Annotated in this window: 14 protein-coding genes; 6 read left to right on the forward strand and 8 right to left on the reverse strand. The window is 60.2% G+C overall.

Annotation, left to right across the window (positions count from 1 at the left end):
* The 3 genes from AACY19_RS18875 to AACY19_RS18885 form a co-directional block, all read left to right on the forward strand.
* On the forward strand, window positions 1–109 hold a 109-nt coding region (locus AACY19_RS18875; protein ID WP_146427598.1), incomplete at its 5' end, for an IS3 family transposase.
* Window positions 110–299: 190 nt separating this feature from the next.
* Window positions 300–845 (forward strand): N-acetyltransferase, encoded by a 546-nt coding sequence (locus AACY19_RS18880; protein ID WP_339452819.1) that lies wholly within the window; start codon window positions 300–302, stop codon window positions 843–845.
* A 594-nt stretch (window positions 846–1,439) separates the two neighbouring features.
* Window positions 1,440–2,933 carry a YifB family Mg chelatase-like AAA ATPase gene (locus AACY19_RS18885; protein ID WP_339452821.1) on the forward strand — a complete coding sequence of 498 codons (1,494 nt, stop codon included), beginning with the start codon at window positions 1,440–1,442 and terminating at the stop codon, window positions 2,931–2,933.
* On the opposite strand, the gene AACY19_RS18890 is transcribed toward AACY19_RS18885, so the two are convergent.
* The 3 genes from AACY19_RS18890 to AACY19_RS18900 all read right to left on the reverse strand — a co-directional run bounded on the left by AACY19_RS18890 (window position 2,930) and on the right by AACY19_RS18900 (window position 7,445).
* On the reverse strand, window positions 2,930–4,144 hold the full coding sequence (locus AACY19_RS18890) for an aldose 1-epimerase family protein (RefSeq protein WP_339452823.1): 1,215 nt from the start codon (window positions 4,142–4,144) through the stop codon (window positions 2,930–2,932). The two genes, AACY19_RS18885 and AACY19_RS18890, sit on opposite strands and share 4 nt — an antisense overlap.
* 219 nt (window positions 4,145–4,363) lie before the next feature.
* On the reverse strand, window positions 4,364–6,340 hold the full coding sequence (locus AACY19_RS18895; protein ID WP_339452825.1) for a methyl-accepting chemotaxis protein: 1,977 nt from the start codon (window positions 6,338–6,340) through the stop codon (window positions 4,364–4,366).
* A 184-nt stretch (window positions 6,341–6,524) separates the two neighbouring features.
* Complete coding sequence (locus AACY19_RS18900; RefSeq protein WP_339452827.1) at window positions 6,525–7,445, reverse strand: LysR substrate-binding domain-containing protein; 921 nt, start codon at window positions 7,443–7,445, stop codon at window positions 6,525–6,527.
* Between the two features lie 158 nt (window positions 7,446–7,603).
* On the opposite strand from AACY19_RS18900, the gene AACY19_RS18905 reads away from it, so the two are divergent.
* Window positions 7,604–9,001: a NorM family multidrug efflux MATE transporter gene (locus AACY19_RS18905; protein WP_445262317.1), complete on the forward strand. Its 1,398-nt coding sequence runs from the start codon at window positions 7,604–7,606 to the stop codon at window positions 8,999–9,001.
* 45 nt (window positions 9,002–9,046) lie between these two features.
* On the opposite strand, the gene AACY19_RS18910 is transcribed toward AACY19_RS18905, so the two are convergent.
* Entirely contained in the window at window positions 9,047–10,720 is a 1,674-nt protein-coding gene (locus tag AACY19_RS18910; RefSeq protein ID WP_339452831.1) for a putative bifunctional diguanylate cyclase/phosphodiesterase, read from the reverse strand.
* Window positions 10,721–10,984: 264 nt separating this feature from the next.
* On the opposite strand from AACY19_RS18910, the gene rep reads away from it, so the two are divergent.
* On the forward strand, window positions 10,985–12,994 hold the full coding sequence (gene rep, locus AACY19_RS18915) for a DNA helicase Rep (RefSeq protein WP_339452833.1): 2,010 nt from the start codon (window positions 10,985–10,987) through the stop codon (window positions 12,992–12,994).
* 57 nt (window positions 12,995–13,051) lie between these two features.
* Window positions 13,052–13,624, forward strand: coding sequence for a xanthine phosphoribosyltransferase (locus tag AACY19_RS18920; RefSeq protein ID WP_339452835.1), 573 nt, complete (start codon window positions 13,052–13,054; stop codon window positions 13,622–13,624).
* 146 nt (window positions 13,625–13,770) lie between these two features.
* On the opposite strand, the gene AACY19_RS18925 is transcribed toward AACY19_RS18920, so the two are convergent.
* From AACY19_RS18925 to alr, 4 genes are all read right to left on the reverse strand, one after another.
* A complete protein-coding gene (locus AACY19_RS18925) occupies window positions 13,771–15,693 on the reverse strand; it encodes an acetyl-CoA hydrolase/transferase C-terminal domain-containing protein (protein WP_339452837.1) in 1,923 nt (640 codons plus the stop codon).
* Window positions 15,694–15,826: 133 nt separating this feature from the next.
* Window positions 15,827–16,240 carry a c-type cytochrome gene (locus AACY19_RS18930; protein ID WP_339453167.1) on the reverse strand — a complete coding sequence of 138 codons (414 nt, stop codon included), beginning with the start codon at window positions 16,238–16,240 and terminating at the stop codon, window positions 15,827–15,829.
* Window positions 16,241–16,422: 182 nt separating this feature from the next.
* Window positions 16,423–16,971, reverse strand: a complete 549-nt coding sequence (locus AACY19_RS18935) for a cupin domain-containing protein (RefSeq protein WP_025112726.1) — start codon at window positions 16,969–16,971, stop codon at window positions 16,423–16,425.
* An 88-nt stretch (window positions 16,972–17,059) separates the two neighbouring features.
* Window positions 17,060–18,133, reverse strand: coding sequence for an alanine racemase (alr, locus tag AACY19_RS18940; protein ID WP_339452840.1), 1,074 nt, complete (start codon window positions 18,131–18,133; stop codon window positions 17,060–17,062).
* Window positions 18,134–18,144 lie beyond the last annotated feature (11 nt).

An 18,144-nucleotide genomic window follows, 5' to 3' on the forward strand; every position in this document is an offset into this window, starting at 1 on the left:
TGATTACATCGAGATGTTCTACAACGTAAAACGCCGCCATGGTTTCAACAATCAGCTGTCACCGGTAGAGTTTGAAAAGCGTTACGCAATGAGCTTGCAAGGTGTCTAGAGAATCCGGGGCGATTCAAAGGTCATTTCAGCGATACCACTGAAATGACCTTTTTTGTGTCTTCGTTATCTCCACCCCCCTCCTCCGACATCCTCCACTCACAGAAGTAACGTCCTACAAAACGCGTCCCCCACGTCTGATTTCGCTGCCCCCTCTCTGCTGGCTATCTTCTGCGACCAGATCCAAACAGATGAAAACAATGAGAAGAAAAGGCAAAGCGACGGATCTTCGTGACCAGACATTCAGATCAAACTCGCGAAAGATCGCCTACAAATTCTTTCTCAAGGACATTGCCCCGAGAATCCCAAATATTGATGCAGCAGCGGTCAAGTTTGAGCCGATTACCCCAGCAGCGATAAAGCAATACTTACTCTGGGAGGGGCCAACAATTTTCCCTTGGGATGACGTTGCAGACTGGAAAAGTAAAGATGCGAAAGGTCTGGATTTGGCGATATGGTACAAACAGATTCTTTGCGGCATGTGCTATGCGACCCCGCGCGCAAGCTCTATCTGCTTAAAGATTGTTCTGTTGGAAGGGCATCCGGATAGGGCGCATCCGCTTCGCGGCAGGATCGCGCCGATTGCTCTGCTTGTCGCAGATCACTATGCGCGAGCGCTAGGATGCAAAGAAATCGAGATTCAGGATCCTAATCCGAATGTTGTTTTTTACTACCGGAAACTGGGGTTCGAATTCGACCAGGCCAACCGGCTTGTCATTTCTGTGGACGGTCAATAACATCGAAATCAACAACCCAATCGCACGAGGTGCGTATGAGCCCAAAAAAGCGAAAGGCAAAGCTTCTTCAGATTGTTGAATTACATCTCGAAGCACTCCGGTTGGCTGGGGATATGTCAGCCAACCAACGGCGATTTATTGAAGTTGCTGTTACATGTGGGCCAGAGCTTGAGCCAAGCGGCCCGCTGGCCGGTAGAAGATCCTGAGTCAAAAATAAAAAGGCGTCCATAGGACGCCTTTTTGTGTTTGGAGGAGTAGTCGCAGCGATTCTTTAGCTCCTGGCTTTACGGCCTTGGGTTCAGAATCCGACAGGCTAGCCCGTCGTCACTACTTCAGAGAAACCAGCTTTCTCTGCTGCCAAAAATGCGGGGGAGCTTTTGCTGGTGCCCAGTCCCGACGAATGCGCAGTTGCAGTCCTCGAACGGAATGATCCGTCAATGCCGGTCGAGAGTCTACGCTCCAATTCAGGGAAGCAGTGCCGCGCCATTGGGTTTTGATACGTCTTGTAAACCTCTATTCCAGCACTGAAACCCGGCTCAACTACCCTTCAAAAACCCGCAGGAAGCGGCCCCCGATTCAACTCAAGGAACGACCATGTCCCTCTCAATCGTCCACAGTCGCGCCCAGATAGGCGTGGAAGCCCCCGCTGTCACCGTCGAAGTCCATCTGGCCAACGGCCTGCCGTCGCTGACCATGGTCGGGCTGCCCGAGGCGGCGGTGAAGGAGAGCAAGGATCGGGTGCGAAGCGCGATCATCAATTCCGGGCTGCAGTTTCCGGCGCGGCGGATCACCTTGAATCTGGCGCCGGCGGATCTGCCCAAGGACGGCGGGCGGTTTGATCTGGCGATTGCTCTGGGGATTCTGTCGGCGAGTGTGCAGGTGCCGTGTCTGACGCTGGATGAAGTGGAGTGCCTCGGTGAGCTGGCGTTGTCCGGTGCGGTGCGGCCGGTGCGCGGGGTGTTGCCAGCGGCATTGGCTGCACGCAAGGCGGGTCGCGCGCTGGTGGTGCCGCGGGCGAATGCCGAGGAGGCGTGCCTGGCCTCGGGGTTGAAGGTGTTTGCGGTGGATCATTTGCTGGAGGCGGTGGCGCATTTCAATGGGCATACGCCGGTTGAACCCTATGTCTCCGACGGGTTGATGCACGCCAGCAAGCCTTATCCCGACTTGAATGAAGTGCAGGGGCAAGTGGCGGCGAAACGGGCGTTGCTGATTGCTGCTGCGGGTGCGCATAACTTGTTGTTCAGCGGGCCACCTGGGACGGGTAAGACATTGTTGGCGAGTCGCCTGCCGGGGCTGTTGCCGCCGCTGGCCGAAAGTGAGGCACTTGAAGTGGCGGCGATTCAGTCAGTCGCCAGTGGCGCACCGCTGACTCATTGGCCGCAGCGTCCCTTCCGTCAACCGCACCACTCCGCATCCGGGCCGGCACTGGTCGGCGGCAGTTCAAAACCGCAACCCGGCGAGATCACCCTCGCCCACCACGGCGTGCTGTTTCTCGATGAGCTGCCGGAGTTTGATCGCAAGGTATTGGAGGTTTTACGCGAGCCCTTGGAGTCAGGGCATATCGTGATTTCCCGAGCCAAGGATCGTGTGCGCTTTCCGGCGCGCTTCCAGTTGGTGGCGGCGATGAATCCCTGCCCTTGTGGATATCTTGGCGAGCCGACCGGGCGCTGCTCCTGCACGCCGGATATGGTGCAGCGTTATCGCAACAAGCTCTCGGGGCCGTTGCTGGACCGGATCGATTTGCACCTGACGGTGGCGCGGGAAGCGACGGCGTTGAACCCGCAGGTAAAACCGGGAGAAGACAGTGCCAGCGCGGCAGCCTTGGTGGCCGAGGCACGCGAGCGCCAGCAAAAGCGCCAAGGCTGCGCCAATGCGTTTCTCGATCTGCCGGGATTGAAGCACCACTGCAAGTTATCCACAGCCGATGAAACGTGGCTTGAATCAGCTTGCGAGCGGCTGACGTTGTCGCTGCGCTCAGCGCATCGCCTGCTCAAAGTCGCCCGAACCCTGGCCGACCTTGAGCAGGTCGATGCAATCAGCCGTGAGCACTTGGCCGAAGCGCTGCAGTATCGGCCGGCGACACCTTAATGCTCGGTCAGATCCACCAGCGGCGTCTGCCGCACTTCAGTTTCGCGTCCGGCCTGAATCTCGGTCACGCGCTTCAACGCGTTGTCCACAGCGCCCTTGTCTGCCAGCAGGCTGTAGCTGATCTGGAACTGTTGGCTGGCCTTCGGCGCAATGGTCGGCACCAGATTCAGCGGACGCTGATAGCGGCGGTTGTAGGAAAAACTGGTGCCCGGCTCCAGTCCCGTGACATAGCCCTGGCCTTGGGTGTCAGTGTTTTTCCACAGGGAAAACACCGGCAACTGCTGGGTATTGAAGCCGACGGAGACGCCGAGACTACCGGCCTTGTTGTGCAGAACGGTCAGGGTTTCACCTTTGCCGTCGGCATAGGGCACGACGTTGTAGACCGTTTCGTCGTAGTCCTTGGTCGGCGCGCGATAAGTCTGCCAGTCAGCCAGATCGCCCTTGGCCTTGTCGTTGAACGGCGATACCTGTTTCACCGGCGCGGCAAATCGGGCGCCCTGCTCGAGGAACGGCGTACTGAAATTGCTGTGATACAGCGCCTGATATTCCTTCGGATAGTCGCCGTTGTTGGTCAGAGTGTCGTTGAGTGCAAAACGCACGCTGCCGGGCTCGGTGACCAACTCAGTGACGACCGAGAAGTCGACTTTCTTGAAGGCCTGTTCCTTCAGCTCGCCGCGCAGACTGATGGCGTAGGGTGGTTTTTCGTCAATGTGCAACGTCACGGTGCTGGCCGGGATGTTGGCGGCGCGACCGTGCAAGGTCAGCAGTTCGCCGTTGTCCATGCCGGGATGGCCGACCCACTCGTACCCGCAGCGGGTCACCAGTTCATTGAACCCTTCCAGCCAGCCCAGCCCACCGCGTCCGTTGAGTTCGATGAAGGCCGGGTTGACCACTTCCTTGACCGGCGAATCCCACCCCATGCGCACGTTGCCGACAGAGGCCTGCAAGACATTCATGCCTCGGGTCGGCACCACCGAGAGTTTCATCGTGCCGTTATCGATATCGACGACGCTGACACCTTCCTGCCGCCCTCCGTGCAAGGTACGCAGGCTCACGGAGAAGGGTTTGTCGGTTTTCACGCCGAGCTGCGCACTGGTGATGGTCCAGTTTTGCGCGGGCTTGCTGGCATCGAGAAGGACGTAATCCCAGGCCATGGCATGGGAAGCAGCAGTGAATGCGCCGAGGGCGACGGCGAGTTTGAGCGGGGTCATGGCAGCAGCCTTTTATTGGAGTTGTGCCATTTTTATAGCGCTGCGGAAACGTTTCAGCAAGTGTATTGGATCAATCGGTGGCATGTCCTGCCGCAGATCTTCATTGATGCATTCGCGAGCAGGCTCGCTCCCGCAGGGAATCCGGGTCTTCACAAAATCTGTGATTTGCACCGGAAACTGTGGGAGCGAGCCTGCTCGCGAAGCTATTTCAAAGGCGTATCAACGAAACCGATCAACCTCGGAACGCAAATCCGCCGCCAGCTTCTCCAGCTCTTTAGCCGTCACCGCCAGGTTCGACACCACTTCACGCTGCTCACTGTTGGCCAGCGCAATGCTTTGCAGGTTACTGCTCAGCAACGTTGCGGTGCTGCTCTGCTCCTGAGTGGCCGTGGTAATCGCAGCAAACTGCTGCCCCGCCGAACGGCTCTGCTCATCAATGCGCGCCAGCGCCGAAGCGACGTTGGCGTTGCGCGACAAACCTTCCTGCATCAGCACATTGCCCTGCTCCATGGTGCTGATCGCGTTGCCGGTTTCCTGCTGGATGCTGTGGATCATGCTGGAAATTTCATCCGTCGCCTGACGGGTACGCGAGGCCAGGCTGCGCACTTCATCCGCTACCACGGCAAAACCGCGACCTTGCTCACCGGCACGGGCCGCTTCGATTGCAGCGTTGAGCGCCAACAGGTTGGTCTGCTCGGCAATCGAGGTGATCACACCGACAATGCCGCCAATTTCCTGGGAACGCTGGCCGAGGGTATTGATCACGGTGGCGGTGCTGTTCAGGGCGCCAGCAATTTGCTCCAGCGAGGACGACGCTTCTTCCATCGAGCTGCGCCCGATCTGCGTCTGCTGAGCGTTTTCCTGCGCCAGACGCTGGGTCGCGCCCATGTTGTCGGCGATGTTCAGCGAGGTCGCGCTGAACTCTTCCACCGCGCCGGCCATGCTGGTGATTTCACCGGACTGCTGCTCCATGCCTTCATAGGCACCGCCAGACAAACCGGACAGGGCCTGGGCTCGGCTGTTGACCTCTTCCGAAGAGCGGCGAATGTGCTCGACCATGGTCGACAATGCCTGGCTCATCTGGTTGAACGCGCGGGACAACTGACCGATTTCGTCATTGCTCGACACGTTCAGACGCACGCTCAGATCACCGGCGCCCAAGGCTTCGGCCTGACGTACCAGATCGCTCAGTGGCGCCAGTTTGCTGCGCAGCAACCAGACCACGGACCCCACCGCCAACAGCATCGCCAGCAGGCTGCCAATGGCCAATTGCGTGCCGACGCTCCAGGTCACCGCGCGAATCTCGGCTTTCGGCATGCTCGCCACCACCGACCACGGGCCGCCGTCGAACGGCACGGCAACGCTGTAGAAATCTTCGGACTTGTCCTCCCAGAACTGGCCTTTGCCCGGCGTCTTCGCCAGACCCGTGATCACTGGAATCGCCTGATCCAGTGCCTGCACGCCCGCCGGCGCAACCAGCCATTTGCTCTGCTCATCGAGCAGCGCCAGGGAGCCAGTCTGGCCAATGCGGAAACGCTTGAGGTTATCGAACTGGGCGTTCTGCGCGTCGGTGTAATCGAAGCCGACGAACAGCACCGCAATCACCTTGCCGCTACCATCGCGCACCGGGGTGTACTGGGTCATGTAGGAGCGCTCGAACAACAAGGCGCGACCGACGTAGCTTTGCCCCGCCATCAACCTGGCGTAGGCAGGGTGGCCATGATCGAGCAAAGTGCCGATGGCGCGGGCGCCGTCCTGTTTGGTCAGGGAGGTGCTGACCCGCACAAAGTCTTCGCCGCTGCGCACGAACAGCGTGGCGACGCCCGCGGTCATCTGCTTGAACTCGTCGACTTCCTTGAAGTTGTTGTTCAACACTTCGCTGCCCAGATGCAGGCCCGGCGTCTGGGTACCGGCGACGCTCACCGGTTCATCCGGGTGAATGCTCAGGCCGGTGCTGAAGCGCTTCTCGAACAAACCGCTCAGGCGCTGGGTGCTTTCACGCAGCGTGCCGTGGAAGGTGCTCAGTTGGTCGGCCAGCAGCCGCGCCTCACTGGCCAGATGCTCTTCACGTGTGGCGAGGTTGGCGGAGTCCAGCGAACGCAGGGCGAACACCGTACTGCCACTGATGACAATCGCCAGTATCACAGCGAGCGCGAGGCCCAGCTGCGAGGCGATCCGAGCGCGAGGTTGAGACATGGACAGCTCCTGGCCGAGCCATGTGATCCTCCTTGATCTCGACTCGGATAATTTTCTAATAGTGGGGGTGAATCGTGGAGACCGGCACGACGGTTCCACAAGCACGTATTCGGCGGTGGATCCAAATACTTGAGCGGAAAACAAGGTTATGGCACAAGGCCGGCATTGTGGAGGCTCGAACGTTTCAGCTCAAGCGCGCAACCGCCGGCAACTCCATCGCACGGACTTCGCCTTGCAGGAAGTCGCTGAGACGGCGCAAACGTTCACCTCCCGGACGGGTTTTTGGCCACACCAGATAATAATTCAGTCCGCTGGCGACGGCGGTCGGCCATGGAAGACTCAAACGTCCCTGCGCCACATCTTCGGCAACCATCAACAGATCGCCCATCGACACCCCGTAGCCGCGTGCCGCCGCGATCATCCCCAGTTCAAGGGTATCGAACACCTGTCCGCCCTTGAGCGAAACCTGCCCGGACAACCCCATGTGTTCCAGCCAACTACGCCAGTCACGACGATCCGGGGTCGGGTGCAATAATTCGGCGGCAGCCAGCCGCGCCACATCCCACGGCTGATCGTTCAGCAAGTTCGGCGCCCCCACCGGGATCAGCTCTTCGGGGAACAACAGGCTGGCCTCCCAGTCCGGCGGAAAATGCCCGTCGCTCAGCAGCACCGCACAGTCGAACGGTTCATGGTTGAAATCCACCGAGTCAACGTCCATCCAGGCGCTGGTCAGTTGCACTTCATTGCCCGGCTGCAAATGGCGGAAGCGACTGAGCCGGGCCAGCAGCCAGCGCATGGTCAGGGTCGACGGCGCTTTCATGCGCAGGATGTCGTCCTCGGCGCGCAGGGTATTGCAGGCCCGCTCAAGGGCGGCGAAGCCTTCGCGAATGCCCGGCAACAGCAGGCGCGCCGATTCGGTGAGTTGCAGATTACGCCCGCTGCGATGAAACAGGCGGCAGGCAAAATGATCCTCGAGCGTGCGAATGTGCCGGCTGACCGCACTCTGGGTAATCGATAACTCCTCCGCCGCGCGCGTGAAAGAGCTGTGCCGTGCCGCCGCTTCAAATGCGCGCAGGGCATACAACGGAGGAAGTCGACGAGACATGCACAAAGCTCCTGTGGCGGGATGCGGCCAACTTAGCAGAATCCACACAGGATGAGTTTTAATCATGCCACCCATCCTTTTTATCCCTTTGTGCAATGCCGCCCAAGCGCTGAGAATCGACGGTCTCCTGTTCCCTCTGAAATCGAGTGGTGATGACCATGCAACAATCTGTGCGTACCGAACTCTGGGCCATTCTGCGGCTGGCAGGGCCGTTGATCGCTTCACAGTTGGCGCACATGTTGATGGTGCTGACTGACACCTTGATGATGGCGCGCCTGAGTCCCGAAGCGCTGGCCGGTGGCGGCCTCGGCGCGGCAAGCTATTCGTTCGTGTCAATTTTCTGCATCGGTGTGATCGCGGCGGTCGGCACGCTGGTGGCGATTCGCAAAGGTGCCGGCGACATCATTGGCGCAGCGCGGCTGACCCAGGCCGGCTTGTGGCTGGCGTGGCTGATGGCGCTGGGCGCCGGGTTGCTGCTGTGGAACCTGAAACCGGTGTTGCTGTTGTTTGGCCAGACTGAAACCAACGTCAACGCGGCCGGGCAATTCCTGATCGCCCTGCCCTTCGCCCTGCCCGGCTACCTGAGCTTTATGGCCCTGCGCGGTTTCACCAGTGCAATTGGCCGGGCGACACCGGTGATGGTCATCAGCCTGGCCGGCACCGTGGCCAACTTCCTGCTCAATTACGCGCTGATTACTGGCATGTTCGGTGTGCCGAAACTCGGGCTGATGGGCATTGGTCTGGTCACGGCGATTGTCGCCAACTGCATGGCGCTGGCATTGGCCTGGCATATCCGCCGGCACCCTGCCTATGACGCATATCCGTTGCGCGCGGGCCTGTCGCGGCCGAACCGGCAATACCTGAAAGAACTGTGGCGACTCGGCCTGCCGATTGGCGGCACCTACGCGGTGGAAGTCGGATTGTTCGCGTTCGCGGCGCTGTGCATGGGCACCATGGGCAGCACGCAGTTGGGCGCGCACCAGATCGCCCTGCAAATCGTCTCGGTGGCGTTCATGGTTCCGGCAGGGATGTCCTACGCGATCACCATGCGCGTCGGCCAGCATTATGGCGCCGGGCAATTGAACGATGCGCGGATGTCCGGGCGGGTCGGGATCGTGTTTGGCGCGGTGGTGATGCTGGGTTTCGCCATGGTGTTCTGGTTGCTGCCGAACCAGTTGGTGGGCCTGTTCCTCGACCACAACGATCCGGCGTTTGCCGAGGTGATCCGTTTAGCGGTCAGCCTGTTGGCCGTGGCCGCGTGGTTCGAACTGTTCGACGGCACGCAGACGATTGCCATGGGCTGCATCCGTGGCCTCAAGGATGCGAAGACCACGTTTCTGGTCGGGCTCGGCTGCTATTGGCTGATCGGCGCACCGGCAGCGTGGTGGATGGCGTTTCACTTGAACTGGGGGCCGACGGGCGTCTGGTGGGGTCTGGCGCTGGGGCTGGCGTGTGCGGCTGTGAGCCTGACGCTGGCGTTTGAATGGAAGATGAAACGGATGATTCGGCTGGAGCCTGCGTCATCCACGCCATTCACAGTTCCTCAGACTGACTGAGATCCCGCCTGTGGGAGCGGGTTCAAGGCAGCCCGCAGAGGGTGCTCAGTTGACGATTTCGAGGGCTGGCTGCTGGCCCGCGCCGAAGGTCAGGTACTCAACCAGTTCCGCCAACGGCAACGGTCGGCTGATCAGATAACCCTGCACCTGATCGCAACCAAACCCGCGCAGCAGTTCCAGTTGCTCCGGCGTCTCGACCCCTTCCGCCACCACTTCCAGATGCAGGTTGTGCGCAAGATTGATCATCGCGTGCACCAGCTTGCGATTCTCTTCACGCTGTTCCATGCCACCGACAAAGCTCTTGTCGATCTTCAGCAAGGTGATCGGCAGGCTGTTGAGGTGCACGAACGACGAGAACCCGGTGCCGAAATCATCCAGCGAAAAGCGCACGCCGAGGCGCCCCAGGGCGTCCATGGTCTGCTTGACCAGATCGCTGCGGCGCATCACCGCGGTTTCGGTCAGTTCGAATTCCAGCCATTGCGCCTCTACGCCACGTTCGGCGATCAAACGACTGAGCGTCGGCAACAACTGGCTGTCCTGAAACTGGCGGAACGACAGGTTGATCGCCATGTGCAACGCCGGCAGCCCGCGCTCGCGCAGCGCCTGCATGTCGCGCAGCGCCCGGGAAATCACCCAGTAACCCAGCGGCACGATCAAACCGCTCTGCTCGGCCAATGGCACGAACTCGCTTGGCGGCAACAGACCGCGTTCACCGTGGCGCCAGCGCACCAGGGCTTCGAGGCCGACAATCTGGCCGTCCTCAAGATTCAGGCGTGGCTGGTAATGCAGCTCCAGCTCATCGCGACGCAACGCCCGGCGCAGCTCGCTTTCGAGGTCGGCCATGCTTCGCGCGTTACGGTTGATGCGTTCGTTGAAGATGTGAAAGGTGCAGCCCTGGGTGCTCTTGGCCTGCTGCATGGCGATGTGCGCGTGCCACATCAACGGGTCGGCGCCGCCCTGCGCGCGGGCATGGGCGATGCCAAGGCTGGAGCCGATCAGCAGGCTTTCGCCATCGACCCAATACGGTTCGGACAAGGCCTCGGTGATGCGCTCGGCCATCCACTCGGCGCGTTGCGGCGCACGGCGGGTGTCAATCAGCAGGGCAAATTCGTCGCTGCCCAGCCGCGCCAGTTGATCGCCGACCTCAAGCTGGCTTTTCAGCCGCGCGACGACTTGCAGGATCAGACGGTCGCCGGCCTGATGGCCGAGGGCATCGTTGGCGTGGCGAAAATTGTCGAGATCGAGATGCCCCAACGCCAGGCCACGACCGTCGTTTTCGGCGAGGCGCGCGGCGAGCAAGGTCTGGAACCCCTGACGGTTGGCGATGCCGGTCAGCGGGTCCTGTTCGGCCAGGCGTAGCAGGGTGTTTTCAAGGACACCGCGCTCGCGTACATGGCGCAGGCAACGGCGCAGCATGCCGGCGTCGAGGGCGTCGAACACCAGCCAGTCACTGACGCCCACGGGCGCCGTTTCCGGTTCGTGCTCCAGCAGCAACACCGTCGGCAAGCTGCAACGGCCCGGTGCCGGTTGCAACGCCGGAAGGGTCAACAACACCGCGTGGCGATTGTCTTCGAACAAACTGCTGACCGACTCCCAGCTCGGCGCGCTGATCAGCACCGCCGCGCTCCCCATCGGAGCCAGACACTCGCGCAATAACGCTGTCCACGCTGGCTCTTCGGCCAGTAGCAGCAAACGCAAGGGTTCGACAGGCGTAGACAAGCTAGCTCCCTAGACTCTGCAATGATGTGGGCGGCGGGCATTATGCCGTTGCTGTGACCAATGGCCAAATGACAACAGTTATCGAAACGTTATTTTGTGTCACGGATGAGAACATTAGCCGCAAAATCACCGCGCATCCTGCGTGAAAGTAACAAAACCGGCAAATTTGAATCGCGTGGTACGTCACAAGTCGGACAGAGCAGCACAAATCGCTGAGCCTGTTAAAATGCCGGCCCATTTCGTCAACGACTCCCGAATTTTCGTATGTCCCGACTCAATCCCCGGCAGCAAGAAGCCGTGAACTACGTCGGCGGCCCTCTATTGGTGCTCGCCGGTGCTGGCTCCGGCAAGACCAGCGTGATCACGCGCAAGATCGCGCACCTGATCCAGAATTGCGGCATTCGCGCCCAGTACATCGTCGCCATGACCTTTACCAACAAGGCCGCGCGCGAGATGAAAGAGCGGGTCGGCACCCTGCTGCGCGCCGGCGAAGGTCGCGGCCTGACGGTCTGCACCTTCCACAATCTGGGCCTGAACATCATCCGCAAGGAACACGTGCGGCTGGGCTACAAGCCCGGCTTCTCGATCTTTGACGAGACGGATGTCAAAGCGCTGATGACCGACATCATGCAGAAGGAATACGCGGGCGACGACGGCGTCGACGAGATCAAGAACATGATCGGCGCCTGGAAAAACGACCTGATCCTGCCGCCTCAGGCGCTGGAGAACGCGCGCAATCCCAAGGAACAGACCGCCGCCATCGTCTACACCCACTATCAGCGAACACTCAAAGCGTTCAACGCGGTGGACTTCGACGACCTGATCCTGCTGCCGGTAAAACTCTTCGAGGAGCACGCCGACATTCTCGAAAAGTGGCAGAACAAGGTGCGTTATCTGCTCGTCGACGAATACCAGGACACCAACGCCAGCCAGTACCTGCTGGTGAAAATGCTCATCGGCAAGCGCAACCAGTTCACCGTAGTGGGCGACGACGACCAGTCGATCTACGCCTGGCGTGGCGCGCGGCCGGAAAACCTGATGCTGCTCAAGGACGACTATCCATCGCTGAAAGTGGTGATGCTCGAGCAGAACTACCGCTCGACGAGCCGCATTCTGCGCTGCGCCAACGTGCTGATCTCGAACAACCCGCACGAATTCGAAAAGCAGCTATGGAGTGAGATGGGCCACGGTGACGAGATCCGCGTGATCCGCTGCCGCAACGAGGACGCCGAAGCCGAGCGCGTGGCCATGGAAATCCTCAGCCTGCACCTGCGCACCGACCGCCCCTACAGCGATTTCGCGATTCTCTATCGCGGTAACTATCAGGCCAAGCTGATCGAACTGAAGTTGCAGCACCATCAGGTGCCGTACCGACTGAGCGGCGGCAACAGTTTCTTCGGCCGCCAGGAAGTGAAGGACCTGATGGCCTACTTCCGCCTGATCGTGAACCCGGACGACGACAATGCCTTCCTGCGGGTGATCAACGTGCCGCGCCGTGAAATCGGCTCGACCACCCTGGAAAAACTCGGCAACTACGCCACCGAACGCAAGATCTCGATGTACGCCGCCACCGACGAAATCGGTCTGGGTGAACATCTGGACAGCCGCTTCACCGATCGCCTGGCGCGCTTCAAGCGTTTCATGGACAAGGTCCGTGAGCAGTGCGCCGGTGAAGACCCGATCTCGGCGCTGCGCAGCATGGTCATGGACATCGACTACGAGAACTGGCTGCGCACCAACAGCTCCAGCGACAAGGCTGCCGATTACCGGATGGGCAACGTCTGGTTCCTCATCGAGGCGTTGAAAAACACCCTCGAAAAGGATGAAGAAGGCGAAATGACAGTCGAGGACGCCATCGGCAAACTGGTGCTGCGCGACATGCTCGAACGTCAGCAGGAAGAAGAGGACGGCGCCGAAGGCGTGCAGATGATGACGCTGCACGCGTCCAAGGGCCTGGAATTCCCCTACGTGTTCATCATGGGCATGGAAGAGGAAATCCTCCCGCACCGTTCCAGCATCGAAGCCGACACCATCGAAGAAGAACGCCGCCTGGCCTACGTGGGCATCACCCGCGCGCGCCAGACCCTGGCCTTCACCTTCGCCGCCAAGCGCAAGCAGTACGGCGAGATCATCGACTGCGCGCCCAGCCGCTTCCTCGATGAGCTGCCGCCGGACGACTTGGCGTGGGAAGGTAACGACGACACACCGACCGAAGTCAAAGCCGTGCGCGGCAACAACGCATTGGCCGATATACGCGCGATGTTAAAGCGCTAGAATTGACCCCTTTTTACTAGACCTTCGGCGCACAAAGCGCCAAATGAGGACAGCTTCATGGAAGCATTGCACCAGAAAATCCGCGAACAAGGCATTGTGCTTTCCGACCAGGTCCTGAAGGTCGACGCCTTCCTGAACCACCAGATCGACCCGGCCCTGATGAAGCTGATCGGCGACGAATTCGCCACGCTGTTCAAGGATTCGGGCATTACCAAGATCGTCACCATCGAAGCCTCAGGCATCGCCCCGGCGATCATGACCGGTCTGAACCTCGGCGTTCCGGTGATCTTCGCTCGCAAGCAACAGTCCCTGACCCTGACCGAAAACCTGCTGTCGGCAACCGTTTACTCGTTCACCAAGAAGACCGAAAGCACAGTGGCCATCTCCCCGCGCCACCTGACCAGCAGCGACCGCGTGCTGATCATCGACGACTTCCTGGCCAACGGTAAGGCGTCGCAAGCGCTGATCTCGATCATCAAGCAGGCTGGCGCCACGGTGGCCGGTCTGGGCATCGTGATCGAGAAATCGTTCCAGGGTGGCCGCGCCGAACTGGATGCGCAGGGCTATCGCGTTGAGTCGCTGGCGCGCGTGAAATCGCTGACTGGCGGCGTCGTCACCTTCATCGAGTAACCCGTCACCTCGCAATACCCTGTGGGTCATTACCCCTGTGGGAGCGGGCTTGCTCGCGAAGGCATCGTGTCAGTCGATATTTTTCTCGAATGATGCACCGCTTTCGCGAGCAAGCCCGCTCCCACAATGGGTTCTGGGGGCGGCAGTTATTGGGTGGTGGCTTTGAGACCGGTGAGGAGCAGGCGCTGGAAGAGGTCTTCTTTCAGGCCTTCCGGGTTGGTGAGTTGCATGCGCTCAAGGTGTTCGGGGTATAGCGATGGCTCGGGGGCATCGAGGGCTGCTTTGCCCAGTTCCAGAATCTCGGTCAGTTTGAACTTGCTCTTCAGCCAGTTAAGTGCGCGCAACAGATCGCGCTCGATCACGGTGAAATCACAGCCCAACGGATACTCCGGAAACAGGTTCGCATGCCGCGCGGCAATCGCCTGCAAGCGCTGCGGTGTATTGTCAGTAAATCGTGGATCGAGGCGGAAATCCTTCGGCAGTTTACCGACCTTTTGCGCCTGTTCGATGAGCCCCGGCTGAAAGCGCGAATCGCTGATATTGAGCAGCGACTCGATCACCACAGCGTCAGACTTGCCGCGAAGATCAGCGATGCCGTACTCGGTCACGACGATATCGCGCAGATGCCGCGGGATCGTGCAATGACCGTATTCCCAAACGATGTTGGAACTGACCTCGCCACCGGACTCACGCCAACTGCGCAAAATCAGAATCGACCGCGCATCATGCAATGCATGCCCCTGCGCCACGAAGTTGTACTGCCCGCCGACACCGCTGAGTACGCGCCCGTCTTCCAGTTGATCGGCCACGCCAGCCCCGAGCAGAGTCATGGTGAACACCGTGTTGATGAAACGCGCATCGAGGCGCTGCAAACGCTTGAGCGCTTCCTGCCCGTACAGTTCGTTGATATAGCTGATGCGGGTCATGTTGAATTCGAGGCGTTTGCTCTGCGGCAACTCGCGCAGTCGCTCGTAGAAACTGCGCGGGCCGAGGAAGAAGCCACCGTGCACGGAGATGCCGTCAGGCTGCGCGGCCTCGTCGAGGGTGCCGGCGTTGGCCTGCTCCTGAGTCGGTATATCGGGGTAGACCTTGCGCCGGATGATCCCGGCATCTGCCAGCACCAGCAGGCCGTTGACGAACATTTCGCTGCAACCGTAAAGACCTTTGGCGAACGGTGCGGTGCCGCCTTCGCGCGCGATCAACTGCGCCCACTGGCTGAGGTTGATGTCATCCAGCAAGGCTCGATAACCGGCGTTATCCGCCTGCCGCGCCAGCAGCGCTGCGGTCAGCGCATCGCCCATCGAGCCGATACCGATCTGCAACGTGCCACCATCGCGCACCAGAGTGCTGGCGTGCAGACCGATGAAATGATCCTGAAAACCTACGGGCATGTTCGGCGTGGAAAACAGCGTGCTGCTGTCCTTTTCGTCGATCAGCAGGTCAAAGGTGTCGATGTCGACTTCGGCATCACCGGGCATGTACGGCAGGTCAGTGTGCACCTGGCCGACCAGCAAAATCGTTTCGCCGGCGTCGCGGCGCGTGGCGATCATCGGCAACAGGTCGAGGGTGATGTCAGGGTTGCAACTGAGGCTCAGACGATCCGGATGCTCGCTGCTGCTGGCGAGTAATTGCGCCACCAGGTTCAGCCCGGCGGCGTTGATGTCGCGGGCGGCGTGGCTGTAGTTGCTGCTGACATAGTCCTGCTGGGCCGGCGCGCTGTTGAGCAGACTGCCGGGCTGCATGAAGAACTGTTCGATACGGATGTTGGCAGGCAGGCTGTCGCGGTGCAGGTCAGCGAGGAAATCGAATTCCGGGTAGTCGCCAAACACGCGCTCGACGAAGGGTTCGATGAAGCGCTTCTGCAAACCGTCGCCCAGACTCGGGCGGCCGAGGCACAGCGCGGTGTAGATCGTCAGTTGCCGCTCGGGCAAACCTTTGACGCGCCGGTACAGTGCGTTGACGAAGTGATTGGGTTTGCCCAGTCCCAACGGCATGCCCATGTGGATGTGTGCCGGCAAGCGTGCCAGCACGTCGTCCACTGCCTGTTCGATCGAACACAACTGCACCATCTGAAGCCTCCTGCCCGTTCCGTGAATAGAGGTAGACCGAGCTTGCCGCTACTTTGCTGCAATGAACAGCCTCAGGCGCAAATCGCAGGCACAAAAAAACCGTCCGAAGACGGTTTTTTGTCAGAGGCTCGCCTTATTTCAGGCCGGACATTTTCTCGATTGCACCTTTTAGCTCTTCATCCGAGCAATCGGCGCAGGTGCCTCTCGCTGGCATCGCATTGATACCGGTGATGGCTTTGGCGAGGATACCGTCGAGGCCGCCCTGGTGATCCGCGCGCTCTTTCCAGGCAGCGGTGTCACCGATTTTCGGCGCGCCCAACAGGCCGGAGCCGTGGCAAGCGTTGCAATGTTTGGCAATCACTTCGTCAGGGGTTTTCGCGCCACCGCCGCCAGCAGTCGCAGCAACTTCCATCCCTTTGCATTCCTGCCCTTGAACACACACCTGGCCCACCGGCTCGAGGCGTTCGGCAATGTCGTCATTCGTCGCAGCTTGAGCGCTGACAGCCCAGAGGGCCAATACGGTTGCTGGTGCAGCCAGCATTTTCATAATTAGATTCACGCGTTCACCCTCAATGGTGGCTATTCACGCCTGCGGCCACGGTTCGCAGGCGGGCGCAAGTATAGCGGTTAGCCCGCCACACTGAAACAACCCCATGATTAAAGGGGTCTTGTAGCGCATCGGTAAAACGGTCCGGGTGCCTTCGCCGTTGTGGCTTGGCGCCTCTTGGTTTAGAAATTCGCCGGCGTGGCTGCGCTGATTAGTCGCGCAGGCAAGTCGAACGGATTACGAAAACGATGCGGCTTGGTACTTTCAAAGTAGTAGCTGTCGCCGGCTTCGAGAATAAAAGTTTCCAGCCCCACCACCAGCTCCAGGCGACCTTCCACCAGAATTCCGGTTTCCTCGCCCTCATGGGTGAGCATTTCTTCGCCGGTATCGGCACCCGGCGGGTAGATTTCGTTGAGGAATGCGATGGCGCGGCTGGGGTGCGCGCGGCCGACCAGCTTCATGGTCACGGCGCCGTCGGAAATGTCGATCAGCTCGTTGGCCTTGTAGACGATCTGGGTCGGGATTTCCTGCAGGATTTCTTCGGAAAAGAACTCGACCATGGACATGGGAATCCCGCCCAGAACCTTCCTTAGCGAACTGATCGAAGGGCTGACGCTGTTCTTCTCGATCATCGAAATGGTGCTGTTGGTGACGCCCGCACGCTTGGCGAGTTCACGCTGGGAAAGCCCTTTGAGCTTGCGGATCGATTGCAGTCGTTCACCGACGTCCAAGGCGGGAGCCTCCTGATGTTGTAAGAATATTGAGCGTTATCATGGCGACAGCGTTCAGTATTTACAACACTTGGCCCCCGCAGCGGCGTCAACCCTCGGAATAGAGCCTTGGCACCCGGCGCAAGTTGCAGAAGATCTGGTACGGGATGGTATCGGCCCACGTCGCCACGTCGCTGGCGAGGATGTTTTTGCCCCACAGCTCGACGGTCGAACCGAGACCCGCTTCCGGCACATCGGTCAGATCAATGCAGAGCATGTCCATCGACACGCGACCGAGAATACGGCTGCGTTTGCCGGCCACCAGGGCTGGCGTGCCGGTCGGTGCCTGACGCGGATAGCCATCGGCGTACCCCATGGCGACCACGCCGACGCGCATCGGCTTGTCGGTGATGAATCTGGCGCCATAGCCCACCGGCTCGCCGGCAGGCAGTTCGCGCACGCTGATGACTTTGGATTCCAGGGTCATTACAGGTCGCAGGCGATCGGCGACGGCGTTGGCTTCTTCGAACGGGGTGGCGCCGTAGAGCATGATGCCCGGACGTACCCAGTCGCTGTGAATCTGCGGCCAGCCAAGCACGGCGGGGGAATTTCGCAGGCTGACTTCCGCCGCCAGGCCCTGACGCGCGGCTTCAAACACCGCAACTTGCTCTGTACTGCTCTGCGCGTGCAGTTCATCGGCACGGGCGAAGTGGCTCATCAAGACGATTTTCGCCACTTTGCCGCTGGCCAGCAGACGCTGATAGGCCGCCGAATAATCCTTCGGATGCAGGCCAACGCGGTGCATGCCCGAATCGAGCTTCAGCCACACGGTGATCGGCTTGCTCAGCGTCGCCTGCTCAATTGCTTCGAGCTGCCACAGCGAATGCACCACGCACCAGAAGTCATGTTCGACGATCAGCGCCAGCTCATCGGCTTCGAAGAAACCTTCGAGCAACAACACCGGCGCACGAATGCCGGCTGCGCGCAGCTCCAAAGCCTCTTCGATGCAAGCGACGGCAAATCCGTCGGCCTCGGCTTCCAGCGCCTGGGCGCAACGCACCGCGCCATGCCCATAGGCATCGGCCTTGATCACCGCAAGCGCCTTGGCGCCGGTGACTTCGCGGGCAATTCGGTAGTTGTGGCGCAGGGCTTGAAGGTCGATCAGGGCACGGGCAGGACGCATGGCGGCAGACT

Origin of the sequence: Pseudomonas sp. EA_5y_Pfl2_R50 (assembly GCF_963970475.1) — a bacterium.
Lineage (GTDB): Bacteria > Pseudomonadota > Gammaproteobacteria > Pseudomonadales > Pseudomonadaceae > Aquipseudomonas.

What these genes read in the sequence shown, in the direction of transcription:
- AACY19_RS18930 (WP_339453167.1), bottom strand. Translation starts at nt 16,240, where the DNA reads ATGAAAATGCTGGCTGCACCAGCAACCGTATTGGCCCTCTGGGCTGTC.
- AACY19_RS18885 (WP_339452821.1), top strand. Translation starts at nt 1,440, where the DNA reads ATGTCCCTCTCAATCGTCCACAGTCGCGCCCAGATAGGCGTGGAAGCC.
- AACY19_RS18890 (WP_339452823.1), bottom strand. Translation starts at nt 4,144, where the DNA reads ATGACCCCGCTCAAACTCGCCGTCGCCCTCGGCGCATTCACTGCTGCT.
- rep (WP_339452833.1), top strand. Translation starts at nt 10,985, where the DNA reads ATGTCCCGACTCAATCCCCGGCAGCAAGAAGCCGTGAACTACGTCGGC.
- AACY19_RS18900 (WP_339452827.1), bottom strand. Translation starts at nt 7,445, where the DNA reads ATGTCTCGTCGACTTCCTCCGTTGTATGCCCTGCGCGCATTTGAAGCG.
- AACY19_RS18925 (WP_339452837.1), bottom strand. Translation starts at nt 15,693, where the DNA reads ATGGTGCAGTTGTGTTCGATCGAACAGGCAGTGGACGACGTGCTGGCA.
- alr (WP_339452840.1), bottom strand. Translation starts at nt 18,133, where the DNA reads ATGCGTCCTGCCCGTGCCCTGATCGACCTTCAAGCCCTGCGCCACAAC.
- AACY19_RS18920 (WP_339452835.1), top strand. Translation starts at nt 13,052, where the DNA reads ATGGAAGCATTGCACCAGAAAATCCGCGAACAAGGCATTGTGCTTTCC.
- AACY19_RS18895 (WP_339452825.1), bottom strand. Translation starts at nt 6,340, where the DNA reads ATGTCTCAACCTCGCGCTCGGATCGCCTCGCAGCTGGGCCTCGCGCTC.
- AACY19_RS18905 (WP_445262317.1), top strand. Translation starts at nt 7,604, where the DNA reads ATGCAACAATCTGTGCGTACCGAACTCTGGGCCATTCTGCGGCTGGCA.
- AACY19_RS18880 (WP_339452819.1), top strand. Translation starts at nt 300, where the DNA reads ATGAAAACAATGAGAAGAAAAGGCAAAGCGACGGATCTTCGTGACCAG.